The 16848-nt window shown below is 68.1% G+C and carries 15 protein-coding genes; all 15 read right to left on the bottom strand.

Features of this window, described 5'->3' with window-relative positions; translation table 11 throughout:
• Window positions 1-19: 19 nt before the first annotated feature.
• The gene (locus tag HLA98_RS18660) at window positions 20-385 is read right to left on the bottom strand and encodes a response regulator (RefSeq protein ID WP_005409521.1); all 366 of its coding nucleotides are present in this window, start codon (window positions 383-385) and stop codon (window positions 20-22) included.
• Window positions 382-690: an STAS domain-containing protein gene (locus tag HLA98_RS18655; protein ID WP_049444859.1), complete on the bottom strand. Its 309-nt coding sequence runs from the start codon at window positions 688-690 to the stop codon at window positions 382-384. The genes HLA98_RS18660 and HLA98_RS18655 overlap by 4 nt, the downstream gene beginning before the upstream one ends.
• 237 nt (window positions 691-927) lie before the next feature.
• On the bottom strand, window positions 928-2154 hold the full coding sequence (locus HLA98_RS18650; protein ID WP_057499831.1) for a chemotaxis protein CheW: 1227 nt from the start codon (window positions 2152-2154) through the stop codon (window positions 928-930).
• Window positions 2151-2933, bottom strand: coding sequence for a ParA family protein (locus HLA98_RS18645; protein WP_049444855.1), 783 nt, complete (start codon window positions 2931-2933; stop codon window positions 2151-2153). The genes HLA98_RS18650 and HLA98_RS18645 overlap by 4 nt, the downstream gene beginning before the upstream one ends.
• A 4-nt stretch (window positions 2934-2937) precedes the next feature.
• Window positions 2938-3954, bottom strand: coding sequence for a flagellar motor protein MotD (gene motD, locus HLA98_RS18640; protein WP_049444853.1), 1017 nt, complete (start codon window positions 3952-3954; stop codon window positions 2938-2940).
• Between the two features lies 1 nt (window position 3955).
• Complete coding sequence (locus HLA98_RS18635; RefSeq protein ID WP_049444851.1) at window positions 3956-4696, bottom strand: flagellar motor protein; 741 nt, start codon at window positions 4694-4696, stop codon at window positions 3956-3958.
• A 90-nt stretch (window positions 4697-4786) separates the two neighbouring features.
• A complete protein-coding gene (locus HLA98_RS18630) occupies window positions 4787-6625 on the bottom strand; it encodes a chemotaxis protein CheA (protein ID WP_057499832.1) in 1839 nt (612 codons plus the stop codon).
• Between the two features lie 2 nt (window positions 6626-6627).
• Window positions 6628-7233, bottom strand: a complete 606-nt coding sequence (locus HLA98_RS18625) for a protein phosphatase CheZ (RefSeq protein WP_006442968.1) — start codon at window positions 7231-7233, stop codon at window positions 6628-6630.
• A complete protein-coding gene (gene cheY, locus HLA98_RS18620) occupies window positions 7233-7625 on the bottom strand; it encodes a chemotaxis response regulator CheY (RefSeq protein WP_006365466.1) in 393 nt (130 codons plus the stop codon). Before cheY ends, HLA98_RS18625 begins: the two co-directional genes overlap by 1 nt.
• 57 nt (window positions 7626-7682) lie before the next feature.
• The gene (locus HLA98_RS18615) at window positions 7683-8426 is read right to left on the bottom strand and encodes an RNA polymerase sigma factor FliA (RefSeq protein ID WP_049401180.1); all 744 of its coding nucleotides are present in this window, start codon (window positions 8424-8426) and stop codon (window positions 7683-7685) included.
• Complete coding sequence (locus HLA98_RS18610; RefSeq protein ID WP_010482449.1) at window positions 8423-9310, bottom strand: MinD/ParA family ATP-binding protein; 888 nt, start codon at window positions 9308-9310, stop codon at window positions 8423-8425. Before HLA98_RS18610 ends, HLA98_RS18615 begins: the two co-directional genes overlap by 4 nt.
• A complete protein-coding gene (gene flhF, locus HLA98_RS18605) occupies window positions 9297-10919 on the bottom strand; it encodes a flagellar biosynthesis GTPase FlhF (protein WP_057499833.1) in 1623 nt (540 codons plus the stop codon). The genes HLA98_RS18610 and flhF overlap by 14 nt, the downstream gene beginning before the upstream one ends.
• Before the next feature lie 145 nt (window positions 10920-11064).
• The gene (gene flhA / locus HLA98_RS18600) at window positions 11065-13125 is read right to left on the bottom strand and encodes a flagellar biosynthesis protein FlhA (RefSeq protein WP_170272482.1); all 2061 of its coding nucleotides are present in this window, start codon (window positions 13123-13125) and stop codon (window positions 11065-11067) included.
• A 44-nt stretch (window positions 13126-13169) separates the two neighbouring features.
• Window positions 13170-14300, bottom strand: a complete 1131-nt coding sequence (gene flhB, locus HLA98_RS18595) for a flagellar biosynthesis protein FlhB (protein WP_043033586.1) — start codon at window positions 14298-14300, stop codon at window positions 13170-13172.
• A 203-nt stretch (window positions 14301-14503) separates the two neighbouring features.
• A complete protein-coding gene (locus HLA98_RS18590) occupies window positions 14504-16750 on the bottom strand; it encodes a CocE/NonD family hydrolase (RefSeq protein WP_057499835.1) in 2247 nt (748 codons plus the stop codon).
• Between the last annotated feature and the right edge of the window lie 98 nt (window positions 16751-16848).

The following is a 16848-nucleotide window of genomic DNA, read 5'->3' as shown; positions in this document are numbered from 1 at the left end:
GGGGAAGCGGCGCGGGCGATCAGCCCAGCACTTTCTGCACGGTGGCGACCAGCTGTTCCGGATTGAACGGCTTGACCAGCCAACCGGTGGCGCCGGCGGCCTTGCCTTCGGACTTCTTGTCGGCGGCCGATTCGGTGGTCAGCATCAGCAGCGGGGTGAACTTGTAGTCCGGCAGCTGGCGCAGTTCACGGATCAGCGCGATGCCGTCCATGTTCGGCATGTTGACGTCGGTGACCACCGCATTGAAGCGCTGGCCCTTGGCACGACCGAGCGCGACCGCGCCGTCTTCAGCTTCTTCGACGGCAAAACCGGCCGAGGTGAGGGCGAAGGACACCATCTGGCGCATCGACGCCGAATCGTCCACCACCAAGATACGTGCGCTCATGCAGCGTTCTCCACAGATTTCAGGTTGTCATGGGTTACGTCCAGGCCCAGGGCCTGGGTGACGCCCAGCAGGCGCGCGGCGTCACGGAAGGTTGCAGTGCAACCGTGGAAGCCGGTGCCCAGGCCTGCCTCGCGGCGGGCCTGCACGAACGCACACAGCACCTGCACGGCGGCCGTGTGGATGCGGGCGACCTGGCTTGCATCCAGGGTCAGCTCGCCTGCCTGCGCCACCAATGGGGCGAGGCGGTTCTTGAGCTCGGCAGTGCTCTCGATGCCGAGATCCCCACCCAGTTCGACAGTGCTCATCGTTGCTCCGGACAAACGGTTCCGTGATCCATAACGGCACCCCGGTGGGGTTCTTTAGGGGAATCGACGCGGTGCGTTGATGCGGTTGCTGTTGAAAAGGGGACGGAGGGGATTAAGTCGCAATCGACCTGGCTGTACTGCAGCCGCCCTCGGCAACGGCGTCCCCGACAGGCACCGCTTCGGCGCAAAGCGCCGAGCCACTTGCGACTTAATCCCCTCCGTCCCCTTTTTTGGGGTTCAGCTCAACAGCCGGGTGGCGTCGAGCAGGATCATCGGGCGCTGGCTGACCCGTGCGACGCCACGGAACAGGTCGTTGGAGATCTGGCAGATGCGCGCGGTATCCGGCGGCTCAATCTGCGAATCGGTGAGGTTGGCGACGTCTTCCACCGCTGATACGCGCAGGCCGATGGTCTCGCCGTCTTCCTCCAGCACCACGATGCGGGTCTGTGCGTCGTCTTCGGCGGCGGCTGCGCCCAGGTGCAGGCCCAGATCCATCACCGGCACCACCTGGCCGCGCAGGTTCATGATGCCCAGCATGGCTGCGGCGGTGCCACGCAATGGCAGCAGCGGCACCGGCAGCACGACCTCCTGCACCTTCAGCAGTTCCAGTGCATAGGCCTGGGTGCCGCAGCGCAGGCGCAGCCAGCGGGAGGTGCGTTCGCCGGCGCGTCGGTTCTGCGGGTGTGGGCTGCGGGCAGGCTGGTGAGCCTGCGCCTGCAGTTCCTGCCAGGTGCCGGGGCGGTTGCTGGCGGGAGCATCCACGGCCACGCGCGGTGGCGGCGCGGCGGCAGCGCGTGCGGCAGGGGCAGGGCGCGGGGCCGATGGCGCAACCGATGCTGCGACCACGGCGGGCGGCGGCGTGGCAACGTCTTCGCCACCGGCGGCGGCCTCGAACGCTGCCTGCAGGCTCGGGCTGTCGGTGTGGGCGAGTCGATGGCTGTCGGCCGTATCGGTCTCGTAGATCACTTCGTCCGGCAGATCGTCCCAGGTCGGTTCCGGGCCTGCCTTGGCGGCGGCCGGAGCAGGGGCCGTCTCGTGGATCACCTCGTCAGGCAGGTCATCCCAGGTCGGTTCGCGCTCGGGGGCGGCGACAGGCAGTGCGGCGGCCTCGAAGGCAGCCTCCAGTGCGGCGTCGTCCTCTGCCGGGACAGCCGCAACAGCCTCCGTTTCGTAGATCACTTCGGCGGGCAGATCGTCCCACGTGGGCTCGCGCTCAGCCGTTGCCGCCGCTTCGAAGGCGTCTTCCAGCGCGGCGTTGTCCACGGCAGGTGCAGCGGCGACGCTCCCGGTTTCGTAGATCACCTCGGCCGGCAGGTCATCCCAGGTCGGCTCGCGTTCCGGTTCCGGTGCGCCGGCCGAAGCCGGGGCGGCGCTGTCCGGCGTTGGCAGTACGACGGCTGCCGGGGCGATCGCTTCGCCCAGCAGTTCGTCCAGATAGTCGTCCAGTACGCCGGTGCTGTTCATGCGGCCTGCTCCAGGGCACGGGCGTCCTCGCCGAGAATCCAGTTCAGGGCGCGGCGGTAGGCAGCCAGGCCGCGGCCCGGGTAGTCCTCGCCGACGCTCGGCAGGGTCAGGCCGGCGGCGTTGCTGATGCGGGTATCAATCGGAATCGCGTCTTCCCACACGCGGCTGCCGTGACGATCCTGCATCGTGCGCAGCGACTCGTTGCCAGCGCGGGTGCGGCGGTCGAACAGGGTCGGCAGGATCGAGATCGGCAGCGGGCGGCGGCGCGAGCGCTCGACCATCTCGCCGGTGCGGACCATGCCATCCAGGCCATGCAGGGCCAGCGGCTCGGCCTGCGTCGGGATGATCAGGCGGTCGGCTGCGGCCAGTGCATTGATCATCAACAGGCCGAGGGTCGGTGCGCAGTCCAGCAGGATGTAGTCGTGCTGGCCCTGGTGGCGGGCCAGCGCGTTCTGCAGGGCCAGGCCGAGGCCGGGCTGGTTGGCGCTGCGGCGCTCCAGCGTGGCCAGCGCCGACTGGGCGCAGACGTAATCGAGGCCATGGATGCTGCTGGCATGGCACAGGCTGGACAGGTCTGCCGGCGGTGCGCCGAACAGTTCCAGCACGCCGGCCGGCGGCGGGTCCACCGGCACGCCGAAGGCGCGGCTGAGCGAGGCATGCGGATCGAGATCGATCAGCAGCACGCGATGGCCAAGCGCGGCGAGGCCGCGGCCGAGGGCGAGGGTGGTGGTGGTCTTGCCGACTCCGCCCTTCTGGTTGGCGACTGCCCAGATGCGCATCGGATTACTCCTTCATTGCCGGGGGAACGGCGGCGCCGACGCGGCTGCCAGCCGGCACCGGCGGCAACTTCACCGGTGCGATGGGGGAGGTGGGGGCGCTGGCCGGAGTTGCGGCGGCCTGTTCGGTAGCGGTGCTGTCGGTGGCGCCGGTGGCTGCGTTCAGGCGCTGGCCGAGCGGGTCCACCGAATGCGAGGTGTCGGCCAGGATGATGACCATCACCCGGCGGTTGCGGTTGCGTCCCTGCGCGCTGTCGTTCTCTTCGCGCGGGCGGAACTGGCCGTAGCCGACCATCGCCAGCCGCGACGGCTGCACGCCCTGGTCGGCGAACAGGTGCACCACGCTGGCGGCGCGCCCGGCCGACAGTTCCCAGTTCGACGGGAAGGTGGCGGTGGCGATCGGCACGTTGTCGGTGTGGCCTTCCACGCGCACGCTGTTGGGTACATCGCGCAGTACGTCAGCCAGGCTGGCCAGGGTCTGCCGCGCGTGCACGTCCAGCGCGGCCGAGCCGGTCGGGAACAGGATGTCGCTGTTGATCTCGACTTCGATCCACAGCTCGGTGCGACGCACGCTGATCATGCCGCGGTCGATCAGCGGTGCGAGTGCGGCGGTGAGGCGGTCGGCGATGCTGTTGAGCTGGCGCTCGGCGCGCGCGATCTGTTCCTGGTTGTGCACCGAGACAGGCATGCGCATCTGCGAGGCCATTGACGGCAGCAGGGTCGGGTCGTGCGACGGTGCCGGCGCGGACGGGCCGATCTTGGTGCCGGACTTGATCACCGACGGGCTGTCCCAGCCGCCGCCCTGCACCTGCTTGTTGCCGACCTGCACTGGATTGATCGTGCGCGGCGCACCACCGAAAGCGTCGGTGAGTGCGTCGGCCATGATCCGGTACTTGCCTTCGTTGACCGAGGAAATCGCATACATGACCACGAAGAAGGCCAGCAGCAGCGTCATCAGGTCGGCATAGGGGATCGCCCATGCTTCATGGTTGGCGTGCTCTTCGTGGTGCTTGCGGCGGGCCATGTCAGTGCAGGAAGCCGGAGAGGTTGGTTTCGATGTTGCGCGGGTTCTCGCCCTGGGCGATCGAGATCAGGCCTTCGATGACCATCTCGCGGTCGCGCGTGTTGTGCGAGATCACGCTCTTGAGCTTGGCCGAGATCGGCAGGAACAGCAGGTTGGCCGAAGCGATGCCGTAGATGGTGGCAGTGAATGCTGCGGCGATGCCGTGGCCGAGCTTGCTCGGGTCGGCCAGGTTCTTCATCACTGCGATCAGGCCCAGCACGGCGCCGATGATGCCCAGCGTCGGTGCATAGATGCCCATCGCCTCGAAGACCTTGGCGCCGGCCTGGTCCTGGTGCTCCTGGCTGCCCAGTTCGATTTCCAGCATGTGCCGCATCGATTCGGGCTCAACGCCGTCCACCAGCAGCTGCAGGCCTTTGCGCAGGAACGGATCCTGCTGTGCTTCCACCTGCGACTCCAGGCCCAGCAGGCCCTGGCGGCGAGCGATGTTGCTCCACTCGACGATCTGCTGGATCAGTTCGCGGCGATCGCTGTGCGGCGGGCGCACGACCCAGCGCACGATCTTGAACGCATGCTTGAACACCGCCGGCGAGGTATGCAGCAGGATCGCGGCGATGGTGCCGACGATGACGATCACGAATGCCGCAGGCGACCACAACGACGCCAGGCCGGCGCCCTTGAGGATGCTGCCACCGACCAGCGAGGCCAGGGCGAGAAAGAGTCCAATGAGGCTGAGTCTATCCATGGATCCGGTATCGGCTTGTATGAATGGGACTTGAGACACCGGTACGGGCTACTGGTGCGACTTCACGGATTTACGGGTTCAGCAAGTGGCTCAGTCGTGCGGAGTACGCAGGCCGTCCACGTCCAGGATCAAGGCCATGCGACCATCGCCGATCAAGGTTGCACCGGCGTAACCGCGCAGGCCCCGCAGGGCTTTCGGCAGCGGCTTGATGACCACCTCCTCGCGCCCGCGCACCTGGTCCACGACCAGGCCGAAGCGCGCTTCGCCTGCCTGCAGCACCACGATCGTCAGCAGGGTCGACGCGGTGGGCGTCACATCCAGCCACTGGCGCAGATCGACCAGCGGCAGCGTGTGCGAACGGCGGTCGAGCACGGCGCGGCCATCGAACCAGCCCAGCGACGTACGCGGCGCGTGCAGCACCTCCATCACGCGCGCCAGCGGCAGTGCATACACATCCTCACCGGCCTGCACCAGCAGGGTTGGCAGAATGGCCAGGGTCAGCGGCACGCGGATCATGAACCGGCTGCCACGACCCAGTTCCGACTGGATCTGGATCTGGCCACTCAGTTCGCGGATGCGCGACTGCACCACGTCCATGCCGACGCCACGGCCGGAGATGTCGGTGACCTGCTGCTTGGTCGAGAAGCCGGGCAGGAACACCAGGTGCAGGCACTCCTCGCTGCTCAGGCGGGCAGCGGCTTCCGGATCGATCAGGCCTTTCTCACGCGCCTTCGCGCGCAGCTTCTCCGGGTCGATGCCGGCGCCATCGTCCTGCACCTCGATACTGACGTAGTCGCCTTCCTGCTGCGCCGACAGGCGTACATGGCCCATCCGCGGCTTGCCTTGTGCTTCGCGCAGGTCGGGCATTTCCACGCCATGGTCGATGGCGTTGCGGACCAGATGCACCAGCGGGTCCGCCAGGGCTTCCACCAGATTTCGGTCGAGCTCGGTCTCGGCGCCGATCAGCTCCAGATCCACTTCCTTCTTCAGCGAGCGGGCGACGTCTCGGGCAACCTTGGGGAAGCGCGAGAACACCTTGCCCACCGGCTGCATGCGGGTACGCATCACTGCCGACTGCAGGCGTGCGGTGGCGATGTCCAGGGTGGACACGGCGCGGTCCAGCTCCTCGTCGCGCAGGCGCGCACGCAGGGTCTTGAGACGATTGCGCGACAGCACCAGTTCGCCGATCAGATTGACGATCGCATCCAGGCGCTTGGTGTCCACGCGCACGGTGTGCTCGGCCTCGGCCAGCGGCTTGGCGGCTGGCTTGGCAGCGGGTGCGGCCGTCGGGCGCGGGGCGGCGGTCGGCGCCGGCGCCACCACTGCAGCAGGCTTGGCACCCGGTGCGGCGCCACCGTGCAGCTGGTCCAGCAGGGCTTCGAACTCGTCTTCGCTGATCAGTCCGTCGTCAGCCTGCTTCGCTGGCGCGACCGCGGTCGGTGCATTGCCGCCGTGAAGCTGGTCGAGCAGGGCCTCGAACTCGTCGTCGGTGATCAGGTCGCTGCCGCCCGCGGCGGGCGCTGCTGCGGCGGCGGGTGCAGCCACGGCACCACCGTGCACGTCGAACTGGGCAATCAGATCCGGCGGCGCATAGCCCGGCTCGGTGCCGGACGACACCGCGTCCAGCATCGACTGCAGGTAGTCCAGTGATTGCTGGGCCGCGTCGAAGTGGTGGGCCTGCAGCACGGCCTGCCCGGCGCGCGCGGCGCCCAGCGCTTCTTCAGCGGCGTGGCACAGCTCGACCATGGCCGTCACGCCGAGGAAGCCGGCGCCGCCCTTGAGCGTGTGATAGCCGCGGAACACCGCGTTGAGCTGATCGCTGTCCTGCGGTGCCTGCTCCAGCGACACCAGCTGTTCGCCGAGGCGATCCAGGATTTCCTGTGCCTCGATGATGAAATCGGCAGTGATGTCGTCGGATACCGCGCTCATGCTTACAGCCCCAGATCCGACAACAGGTCGTCGGCGTCGTTCTGCGAGACCGCGTGGCGGTCCAGTCCCTTCAGTGCCGGCCCGGCCAGTTCCGGGTCGGTGCGATGCTGTTCCGGCGGCAGGCCGAGCGCGCCGAAGCCTTCGTGCACGCGGCGGACAATGCCGACCACGCGACGGATGATCTGCCCGGTCAGGTCCTGGTAGCTCTGGGTCAGGGCGATCTCGGTCAGGTTGTGGCGGATGCGCTCGAGCTGCGCGTCCTGGCCGGGCTGCAGGCCTTCGGCGCGCAGCTGTTCGGTCAGGCTGCGGCATTCCTCAGCCAGGTCCAGGGTGCGGTGCGTGGCCTGTTCGGTCATCGCCACCACGTGGTCCAGGCGCGCGCAGGCATCGTCCAGTTCGCCGGCTTCGCTGGGTACGGTCGGCAGTTCACCCAGCGCCTGTCCCAGTTCGCGGGCCAGCCGCGAGAGGCCGCTCATCATCGGCTGCGTGCGCAGCGCGACCAGTCCGTCGATGCGCTGCCGCCAGGCGGCCTCGTCACCGGACTCCAGTGCGTCCAGGGCTTCCTGCAGGCGCAGGGCCAGGGCGTTCTTGTCGACCGTGGTATCCATCAGGCGCTGGCCGCCAGGCGTTCGAAGATCTTGCCGAGCTTCTCTTCCAGCGTCTGTGCGGTGAACGGCTTGATGATGTAGCCGTTCACGCCGCTCTGGGCGGCTTCGATGATCTGCTCGCGCTTGGCTTCTGCGGTGACCATCAGCACCGGCAGGGTCTTCAGCTTGGCATCGGCACGGATCGCCTTGAGCAGCTCGATGCCGGTCATCACCGGCATGTTCCAGTCAGTCACCACGAAATCGAACGGCTGGCTCTGCAGCAGCGACAGCGCAGCATGCCCGTCCTCGGCTTCGGCGGTGTTGGTGAAGCCCAGGTCGCCCAGCAGGTTCTTGACGATTCGACGCATGGTCGAGAAGTCGTCGACGATCAGGATGCGCATGTTCTTGTTCAAAGCAGAATTCCTTTGTTGTTCATTCCGGACGGCCGGGGGCAGCCGCCTCGGGGATGTTCATTCTTCGAGGCCGGCGTCGGCAGCCTCGAACAGCTTCAGCCGGCCACGCAGGCGCAGTACCGCCTGGCCGTGGATCTGGCAGACCCGCGACTCGCTCACGCCGAGCACCGCGCCGATCTCCTTCAGGTTCAGTTCCTGCTCGTAGTACAGCGAGAGCACCAGCTGTTCGCGCTCAGGCAGGTGGCCGATGGCCTTGCCCAGTTCGCGGCCGAACTCGCCGCGCTCCAGCACCTGCTGCGGGGTCGGCCCGCCCTGGGCGACGGTGTCCAGCTCGCCCTGGTCTTCGATGCGCGATTCAAGGCTCAGCACCTGGCCACGGGCGGCATCTTCCATCAGCCGCAGGTACTCGGGCAGCGGCATCTCCATCGCGGCGGCCACTTCGGTGGCGCTGGCGGCACGGCCGCTGCTCTGTTCCAGGCGGCGGATGGTCGCGGCGGCATCACGTGCACGGCGGTGCACCGAGCGCGGCACCCAGTCGCCACGGCGGATCTCATCGATCATCGAACCGCGGATGCGGATCGATGCGTACGTCTCGAACGAAGCACCCTGGTCAGCGTCATAGCTGCGCGAGGCTTCGATCAGCCCCATCATGCCGGCCTGGATCAGGTCGTCGACCTCGACGCTCGCCGGCAGGCGCGCGGCCAGGTGGTGGGCGATGCGCCGCACCAGGTCGGAGTGCTGGGCGATCACCTCGTTGGCCGCCGAGCGCTGGACTTCCCTGTACTGGGCTGCGCCTTTCATGCGGCCACCCCTCGCTGCTTGAGGATGCGCTCGAGGAAGAATTCAACGCCGCCGCGCGGTTCGGTCGGCGCCTGCCAGCGTGCGGTACGGCGCGCGATCTCGGTGATCGCCAGTGCTGCAGGACTGGACGGGTAGGCCTTCACCACCGGCTGCTGGCGCTGCACCGACAGGCGCAGCCAGTCATCCTGCGGCACGCAGCCCAGATAATTCAGGGAGACATCGGCGAGGAACTTCTCGCAGACGCGGGTCAGCTTCTCGTACAGCACGCGGCCCTCGTTCGGGTCCCGCACCATGTTGGCCACCACCTGGATGCGGTCCACGCCACGCTCGCGCGAGAGTACCTTGATCAGCGCATAGGCGTCGGTGATCGACGCCGGTTCGTCACAGACCACCACCACGGTGTCCTGCGCGGCCTGGCAGAAGGTCAGCACGCCATCGGTGATGCCGGCGGCCGTGTCCACCACCATGATGTCCAGTTCGCGTTCCAGCTCGGAGAATACGTTGACCAGGCCGACGTGCTCGGCCGGGGCCAGTTCGGCCATGTGGCGGCGGCCAGATGCGGCCGGCACCACCAGCACGCCGTTCGGGCCTTCGACGATGACGTCATCCAGCGTGCAGCGGCCGGCGACCAGGTCGGCCAGGGTAAAGGTGGGGTTCAGCCCCAGGATCACGTCGATGTTGGCCAGGCCGAGGTCGGCGTCCAGCAGCAGCGTGCGCTTGCCCATGCCTGCCAGCGCCACGGCAAGGTTGGCCGAGACGTTGGTCTTGCCCACGCCGCCCTTGCCGCCAGTGACGGCAATGGTGCGCACAGGGCCGAGCGGCTCGCTGCGGGTGGCCGACAGCGGGAAGGTCTTGGTCAGCTTGGCGTACTCACGCGACGGCATGGTTCAACTCCGGGTTGCAGGGCATATCGGCCGCGCGGCGCAAATCTTCAAGGCGAAGTACGAGATTGGCCGCGCTGGCCCGGTGCAGGTCCTCGGGGACGTCCTGGCCGTCGGTCACCCAGGTGATGGGCAGGGCATGGTCCACGGCCACCGACAGGGCGTTGCCGAAGCGGCCGGTCTCGTCCAGCTTGCTCAGCACCAGGCCCTGCAGGTTGGCGGCGCCGAAGCGGCGGACCACCTCGTCCATGTCGCCGAAACTGGTGTTGGCCGGCAGCACCAGCAGGGTGCGCACCTGGCGGGCGGCGCGCAGCCACTGCAGCTGGGCGGCCAGTGCGCGGTCGCGCGGGCCCAGGCCGGCGGTGTCGATCAGCACCAGCTTGTAGTCCTTCAGGCGTTCCAGCAGCTGGTCCAGATCGGTACCGCTGTTGGCCTCGTGCACCGCGATGCCGAGCTGGCGGCCGTAACCGTACAGCTGCTCGCGGGCGCCGATACGGGTGGTGTCGGTGGTGACCAGGGCGACGTCACGCGGCGCGTGCTTCTCGGCGAAGCGCGAGGCCAGCTTGGCGATGGTGGTGGTCTTGCCGGCGCCGGTCGGGCCCACAAGGGCGATCACGCCGCCTTCTTCCAGCGGGTCGACCGGGGCGATCGGCAGCTTGCGCGAAATCAGCCCCAGCATCAGGCCGCGGCCACGGTGGGCCTCGGTCTCCAGCGGGATCTGCATGGCCACGTCGCGGGCCAGGCCGGCGTCGAAGCCGTACTCGTCCATCAGGTCCAGCGCAGTGGCGCGCACCGGGCAGCCGCGCAGGCGCTCGTCGGTGAAGCGGTTCATTTCGCGCTCGATCACATGGCGCATGCCGGCCACTTCCTGGCGCAGCTGGCGGATCTCGGCGTCGTCCTGGGCAACCACGGTCAGCGTCGGTGCCGGGGCCAGTACCGGTGCCGGGCTGGTTTCGTCATTGGCTTCAGCCGGTGCCGGTTCGCTGGCGGTGATCCCGGGCTGCACATCAGCCACAGCAGCGGTCGGCAGCGGTGGCGGCTGCACAGCCGGTGCCGGGCTTTCGTGATGCGCCTCTTGCGGCGGGTCGATCTGGAAGTGGGCGCGGTTGGCCGACGTGGCGCCGGCGGGTGCCGGTGCGACGATGGCTTCAGCGAACGGGGCGAAGATCTGTTCCGGCAGCGCCGGTTCGTTGACGGCGGCACGCGCCAGGGTGGCGGCGAAGCCGCTGCTGCCACGGGTCGGCACGATCTCGTCGGCACTGTCCAGGGTGCGGCCAGTGGCGCCGACCGCCGCGCGGGCGAGGGCGGCCACGGCCGAGGTGGTGGCGGCGACCGGTTCCGGCGCCGGGGTGTTGCTGCGGCGTCGGGTGACGGCGGCGATCACCGCGTCGGCGGCGGTGCGCGGCTTCGGCGCCGGCGGCGGAGCGATGTCACGACGCGAGGCTTCCAGCGCACGCTGCACGGTGCTCTCATCGTAGTTGGCGGCGGCGACGATCTCGATGCCTTCCTCGATCCGGCGGTTGGACAGGATCACGGCGTCAGGACCATGTTCCTTGCGCACCAGGTTCATGGCCGAGCGCATGTCGGCGGCGACGAATCGTTTGATTTTCATGCTGTGGTCACGGGACGAAGACGGCGGGGTGGCGGTCGGAGAACTCGGGTGGTCGGTGGTCTGCACGTTGCGGGTTCCCCTTGGTATCTGTCTGTTGCGTCGGTTCGAAAGTGGTGTCTGTTTTCTGGCGCATCGGAGGGCGGCGTCAGCTGATCGTTCCGACCAGCTTCAGGCGCTTGTCCTCCGGCACCTCGCTGTAGGCCAGGACCGACAGCGACGGAACGCTGTGGCGGACCAGGCGCGCCAGCGCGGCGCGCACCGGGCCAGGTACCAGCACAACCGCGGGCTCGTTGCGGGCTTCCTGCTTGCTGACACATTCGGCCAGGCTCTGGTGCAGTCGCTCAGCGAGTCCGGGTTCCAGCGCGGCGCCGTTGCCCTGCGTGGACTCCTGCAAGACACGTTCCAATTGCGGGTTGAGGGTGAACACCGGCAGCTCCGCCGACATTCCGGCGATCTCCTGCACGATGAAGCGGCCCAGTGCGGTGCGCACGGCGGCGGTCAGCACCGCCGGGTCCTGGCTGTTTGGAGCGTGTTCGACCAGTGCTTCGGCGATCTTGCGCAGCTGGCGGATCGGAATGCGCTCGACCAGCAGGTTCTGCAGCACGCGCACCACCGCCGACAGCGGCAGCGCCTTCGGCGTCAGATCTTCGACGAGCTTGGGCGCGCTCTTGGCCAGGTTGGCCAGCAGATGCTGCACCTCTTCGTGGCCGAGCAGTTCCGGCGCGTGCTCGCGGATCAGGTGCGACAGATGGGTGGCGACCACGGTGGCCGGATCGACCACGGTGTAGCCCAGCGTTTCGGCCTGGGCGCGCTGGTGCGGCTGGATCCAGGTGGCATCCAGGCCGAACGCGGGGTCCTTGCCGGCGATGCCCTCCAGGGTGCCCAGCGCGCTGCCCGGGTCCAGCGCCAACTCGCGGTCGGGGTGGATCTCGGCGGTGGCCACCGGCACGCCGTGCACCAGCACGCGGTAGCCGTTGGCCGGAAGTTCCAGATTGTCGCGGATGTGCACCGACGGAATCAGGAAACCGACATCCTGGGTCAGCTTGCGGCGCACGCCCTTGATGCGCGCCATCAGCTCGCCGCCCTGGTTGCTGTCCACCAGCGGGATCAGCCGGTAGCCGACCTCCAGGCCCAGCGGATCGACCGGGCGAAGTTCGTCCCAGCTCAGTTCGGCGGTCGGCGCAGGTGCCGCCGGGCGGCCGAGTGCATTGAGTGCGGCAGCGTCATTGCCGGCGGCTGCCGGATCGGTGGCCGCGGCCTTGCCCTTGCGGTAGACCTTCCAGGCGATGAAGCCGAGGATCGCGGCCAGCGTCAGGAAAGCGACGTTGGGCATGCCCGGCACCAGGCCGACCACGCCGATGATGCCGGCGGTGATCGCCAGCGCGCGGTACTGGCCGAACACCTGGCCGGTCATCGCCTGGGCCATGTCCTGCGAGCGCGAGGCGCGGGTGACCAGCATCGCCACGGCGCTGGAGACCAGCAGTGCAGGCAGCTGCGCCACCAGGCCGTCACCGATCGACAGCAGGGTGTAGGTGGCGGCGGCGTCGCCGAACGGCATGCCATGCTGCAGCACGCCCACGGCCAGGCCGCCGAGCATGTTGATGAACAGGATCAGGATGCCGGCGATGGCGTCGCCGCGGATGAACTTGCTGGCACCGTCCATCGCGCCGTAGAAGTCGGCTTCCTCGCGGACTTCCTCGCGGCGCAGCTTGGCTTCTTCACGCGTCAGCAAACCGGCGTTGAGGTCGGCGTCGATCGCCATCTGCTTGCCGGGCATCGCGTCCAGGATGAAGCGCGCGGTCACTTCCGAGACGCGGCCGGCGCCCTTGGTGATCACCACGAAGTTGATGATGGTGAGGATCGCGAACACCACGATGCCCACCGCATAGTTGCCGCCGATCACGAATTCGCCGAAGGCGGCGATGACCTTGCCCGCGGCGTCGTGGCCGTTCTGGCCGTTCAGCAGGATGACGCGGGTGGAGGCCACGTTCAGCGCCAGCCGCAGCATGGTGGTGATCAGCAGCACGATCGGGAAGATGGTGAAGTCCAGCGGGCGCTTCACGTAGACCACCGCCAGCAGCACCATCAGCGAGATGGCGATGTTGAAGGTGAACAGCGCATCGAGCACCGGCGCGGCCAGCGGCACCACGACCATGGCCAGCAGGGCCAGCACGATCAGCGGCGCGCCAAGGCCCTGGCGGATCATTTCCAGGGCGCGGCGGGTGTTGAATCCGGTGGAGGGCTGGGCGCTCACGGGCGGCCTCCCTTGCCGAATTCATCCACCTGGATGTGCGGGGCGTCCGGCATCGGGCCAGTGCGCCAGGCGCGCAGCTGGTAGACGTAGGACAGGACCTGGGCGACGGCCGAATACAGTCTCACGGGGATTTCCTTTCCGAGTTGGCCTTCCCGATACAAGGCGCGTGCCAAAGGCGGGGCGGAGACGATCGCCACCTTGTTGCCGTCGGCCACTTCACGGATGCGCAGGGCGGTCTCGTCCACGCCCAGCGCGACCACGGTTGGGGCGTTCATGGCGCCTCCCTCGTACTTCAAGGCCACCGCGTAGTGGGTGGGATTGACCACCACCACGTCGGCCGTGGGCACTGCTTCCATCATCCGGCGATTGGCCATCTGCTGCTGCAGCTGGCGGATGCGGCCCTTGACCTCGGGGCTGCCTTCGCTTTCCTTCATTTCCCGGCGCAGTTCTTCACGGGTCATCTTCAGCTTGCGCATCCAGTTCCAGCGCTGGTACGGCGCGTCGATGGCGGCCAGCACCAGCATCGCGCCGGCGGTGGCCAGCAGCAGGCGCAGGGTGAAGCCGAGGCCGTCGGTGATGGCAGTCTCCAGCGGGTGGTGGATCAGCCCGCGCAGGGTGTCAAAGCCGGTCCACACCACCAGTCCGGCGGCCACGCCGACGAAGGCCACGCGCAGCAGCGACTTGGTGAACTCGGCGATGGCCTCGGGCCCATACAGGCGCTTTAGCCCGCTCATCGGGTTCATGCGGTTGATGTCGGGCAGCAACGCCTTCTGCGACCAGCGCAGGCCGCCCATCACCAGCGGTGCGACGAAACTGGCCAGCAGGCAGACCAGCACCAGCGGCGCGATCACCAGCATGAACTGCAGCAGCAGGTCGCCGAAGTGGCCGAACAGTTCCTTCGGGTTCTGCCGCAGGCTCTGTTCGGGGCTGAGCGCGTGCTTCATCCAGGCGCTGGCGCCGCGGCCGATCGAACCGCTCATGGCCATCACCGCCAGCACGCCGGCGCCGAATACGGCGGCCGTGCCGAGTTCGCGCGAGCGCGGCAGGTTGCCCTGTTCACGGGCGTCGCGCAGGCGTTTTTCGGTAGGTTGTTCGGTCTTTTCGCCGGCGGATTCGTTCTCGGACATCACAGGCACTGCGGCAGGGGATGCCGGGGTGCGTGCAAGAACCGTTCCACGCGTGGTGTGGATCTACCGACGGCCCGTTTTGTAGAGCCGAGCCCATGCTCGGCTGCGGCTGGGTCCAGGCACGAAGCGCTTCCGAGCATGGGCTCGGCTCTACAGGAGGGTGCCGCAGGAATCGTTCCGTGATGGCGGGCTGGGCGGCCGTGTCACCCGGTCGGCGCTACCGCCTGCAGCGGGATCGTCAGCACGCTGTCGCTGTGCCAGTCCACCCGCAGCGGGGCGCCCGCATCGGCGGCCGATTCATCGCTGACATCGCGGCCGGTGCCGTGGTTCACCTGATGCATGGCGTCCTTCAGCACGTCCACCTTCACCAGCAGGCGGCTGCCTGCAGCCAGGCGGCGGGCGACCATGCGCGTCCGGTCGAACGGCAGGTGGGTCCATTGGCCGGGCTGCAGCAATTGGCGCGTGCTCGGGTCACGCACGTGGCTGGCCCGGCCCATGTAGTAGGACAGCTGCATGCGGCGGCCATCGGCCATCAGCTCGTACAGGGTGACGGTGAAATCGAAATCCCGCTTGTTGAGGCGGACCTTCAGGTCACCAGAGAAGCTTCCCACCAGATCCATCGGTGCAATGAACGGTTCGGAGACGAAGGCCAGCGCGGTGTCCGCTTCGTCCTGTGCCGCGACGATCGGGAACGGGTAGTAGCCGTGCCGCATTTCGTTGCGGTCGGCCAGGTCCACGGTCTGCCGTAGCTGGCCAGGGGCTGGCGACTGTTCCAGCAGACGGTGGTAGCCATCGGATGATGCCTGAGAGGCGGAGAGGTGGTAGCGGCGGTGAGCGCCCGCAGCCGCCTCCAGCGTTGCCGCATGCCCCCACGTGTTGGCGCCCATCAGCTGGTAATTCACGCGGTCGGGCACCAGCGGCGGACGCGGGGCGCCGCGCAGCACATGGTCCAACCACTGGAAGGTGACTGCCGGGGTGTCGAACTGCGCGGCAGGGTCGACCGCGTAATCGCGCAGCTCCATGGGTTTGAGCGCCGACTGCGCACCGCGGTGGTCGTAGGGACCGATCAGCAGGGCGTGGTCGGCATCGGGGCGGTGCCTGAGGTGCTCCTTGAAGTACTGCAGCGCCGAGATCTGGCCGTCGTCGTAGTAGCCGGTGATGGTCAGTACCGGGATGCGGATGTCGTCGAACTGGTCGCCAGAGGGAACCATCGACTGCCAGTAAGCGTCGTACGCCGGGTGATCGAGCCAGCGTTGCAGCCAGGGGTTGGCCGTACCGTCGACCTGGTCGATCTGCCGGTAGGGACGGCCGGAGGCATACCAGCGGCGCGGCAGCTGCGACCAGCGCTCGTCCTGGTCGTAGGTGTCGTTGTCCAGCATCGGGCCATTGGCCACATAGAACGCCCAGCCATAGTTGGCACTCAGGAACACGTTGTTCTCCATCGGCAGGCCCTGGCCGGGGATGGCGGCAACGTAGGGCACGATGGTCTTCAATGCGGGATGGTGATGGCGCGCTGCTGCCCAGGCGGTAAAGCCCTCGTAGCTGCCGCCATACATGGCGACCCGGCCATCGTTCCATGGCTGGTGGCTGATCCAGTCGATGGCCGCGTTGGCGTCCTCGCCGTCATGTTCGTAGGGTGCGATGGTGCCCGTGCCCTGGCCTTTGCCACGCGCATCGACCACGATGCCGGCGTAGCCATGCGCGGCGGCCAGCAGCATCTTCTGCCGGTTCTTGGGTGGATCGGTGTAGATGGTGAACAGCATGGCCGCAGGTAGCGGCGCACTGGCAGCGCGTGGCCGTGCCAACTGGGCCGACAGCACCACGTCGCCGCCTGCGGGAATGCGCAGGGTGTCGTCGATGACGAAGCGACGCTGCTCTTCTGCGGCGACCAGTGCAGGGGTCATTGCGGCGGCCAGGGTCTGTGCACGCAGTACCGCCCGCAGGCGCAGTAGTTCCAAGGCGACGGCCTCGGATACGGTCGCGGCACCTGCCTGCGCCGCGATGGCCTGCTCCAGCTGGGCGCGCACCCGGGCCGGCTCAGCCGAGAGCGCGGCCTCGGCCTGCACCGCGGCGACGTCGTCGAGGGCAGCGAAGGTGCTGTGGAAGGCACGCGCATAAGCGGCGTTGTCCCGCTCGCCGGCGGTGGCGAGCAGCAGCATCGGCAGCCAGCGCTGCATCGCCGCGGTGTTGCCGTCGCTTGCGAGCGATGCGCGTACCCGCTGGACCGATTGCCGCGCTTCGGCTGTCTGGCCCATCGCCAGCAGCGCGTGGCCGCGCTGTGCATCGGTCAGGCCGGGGGACTTCAACACGCCCTTGCCGAGGGCCAGCAGGGCAGCGTCGACCTGGGCCGGGGAAGCATCGGCTGGCAATGACCACGGCAGATCAGCGGCGGCAGCGTGGCCAACAGCAAGGGCCAGCAACAAGCCTGCAAGGGGGGTGCGTAGGGCCACGGGCGCTTCCTTGGATGATGGTGGAACGGCTCATCCACGCATGGCGTGGACCTACTGGGGATCGACACCCCATGGTAGCGCCGGGCCATGCCTGGCGG

This window comes from Stenotrophomonas africana (genome assembly GCF_013004645.1).
Lineage (GTDB): Bacteria > Pseudomonadota > Gammaproteobacteria > Xanthomonadales > Xanthomonadaceae > Stenotrophomonas > Stenotrophomonas africana.
This window is presented reverse-complemented; position numbering and strand designations above follow the sequence as displayed.

What these genes read in the sequence shown, in the direction of transcription:
- HLA98_RS18660 (WP_005409521.1), bottom strand. Translation starts at nt 385, where the DNA reads ATGAGCGCACGTATCTTGGTGGTGGACGATTCGGCGTCGATGCGCCAG.
- HLA98_RS18655 (WP_049444859.1), bottom strand. Translation starts at nt 690, where the DNA reads ATGAGCACTGTCGAACTGGGTGGGGATCTCGGCATCGAGAGCACTGCC.
- HLA98_RS18650 (WP_057499831.1), bottom strand. Translation starts at nt 2,154, where the DNA reads ATGAACAGCACCGGCGTACTGGACGACTATCTGGACGAACTGCTGGGC.
- HLA98_RS18645 (WP_049444855.1), bottom strand. Translation starts at nt 2,933, where the DNA reads ATGCGCATCTGGGCAGTCGCCAACCAGAAGGGCGGAGTCGGCAAGACC.
- motD (WP_049444853.1), bottom strand. Translation starts at nt 3,954, where the DNA reads ATGGCCCGCCGCAAGCACCACGAAGAGCACGCCAACCATGAAGCATGG.
- HLA98_RS18635 (WP_049444851.1), bottom strand. Translation starts at nt 4,696, where the DNA reads ATGGATAGACTCAGCCTCATTGGACTCTTTCTCGCCCTGGCCTCGCTG.
- HLA98_RS18630 (WP_057499832.1), bottom strand. Translation starts at nt 6,625, where the DNA reads ATGAGCGCGGTATCCGACGACATCACTGCCGATTTCATCATCGAGGCA.
- HLA98_RS18625 (WP_006442968.1), bottom strand. Translation starts at nt 7,233, where the DNA reads ATGGATACCACGGTCGACAAGAACGCCCTGGCCCTGCGCCTGCAGGAA.
- HLA98_RS18615 (WP_049401180.1), bottom strand. Translation starts at nt 8,426, where the DNA reads ATGAAAGGCGCAGCCCAGTACAGGGAAGTCCAGCGCTCGGCGGCCAAC.
- HLA98_RS18610 (WP_010482449.1), bottom strand. Translation starts at nt 9,310, where the DNA reads ATGCCGTCGCGTGAGTACGCCAAGCTGACCAAGACCTTCCCGCTGTCG.
- flhF (WP_057499833.1), bottom strand. Translation starts at nt 10,919, where the DNA reads ATGAAAATCAAACGATTCGTCGCCGCCGACATGCGCTCGGCCATGAAC.
- flhA (WP_170272482.1), bottom strand. Translation starts at nt 13,125, where the DNA reads ATGATCCGCCAGGGCCTTGGCGCGCCGCTGATCGTGCTGGCCCTGCTG.
- flhB (WP_043033586.1), bottom strand. Translation starts at nt 14,300, where the DNA reads ATGTCCGAGAACGAATCCGCCGGCGAAAAGACCGAACAACCTACCGAA.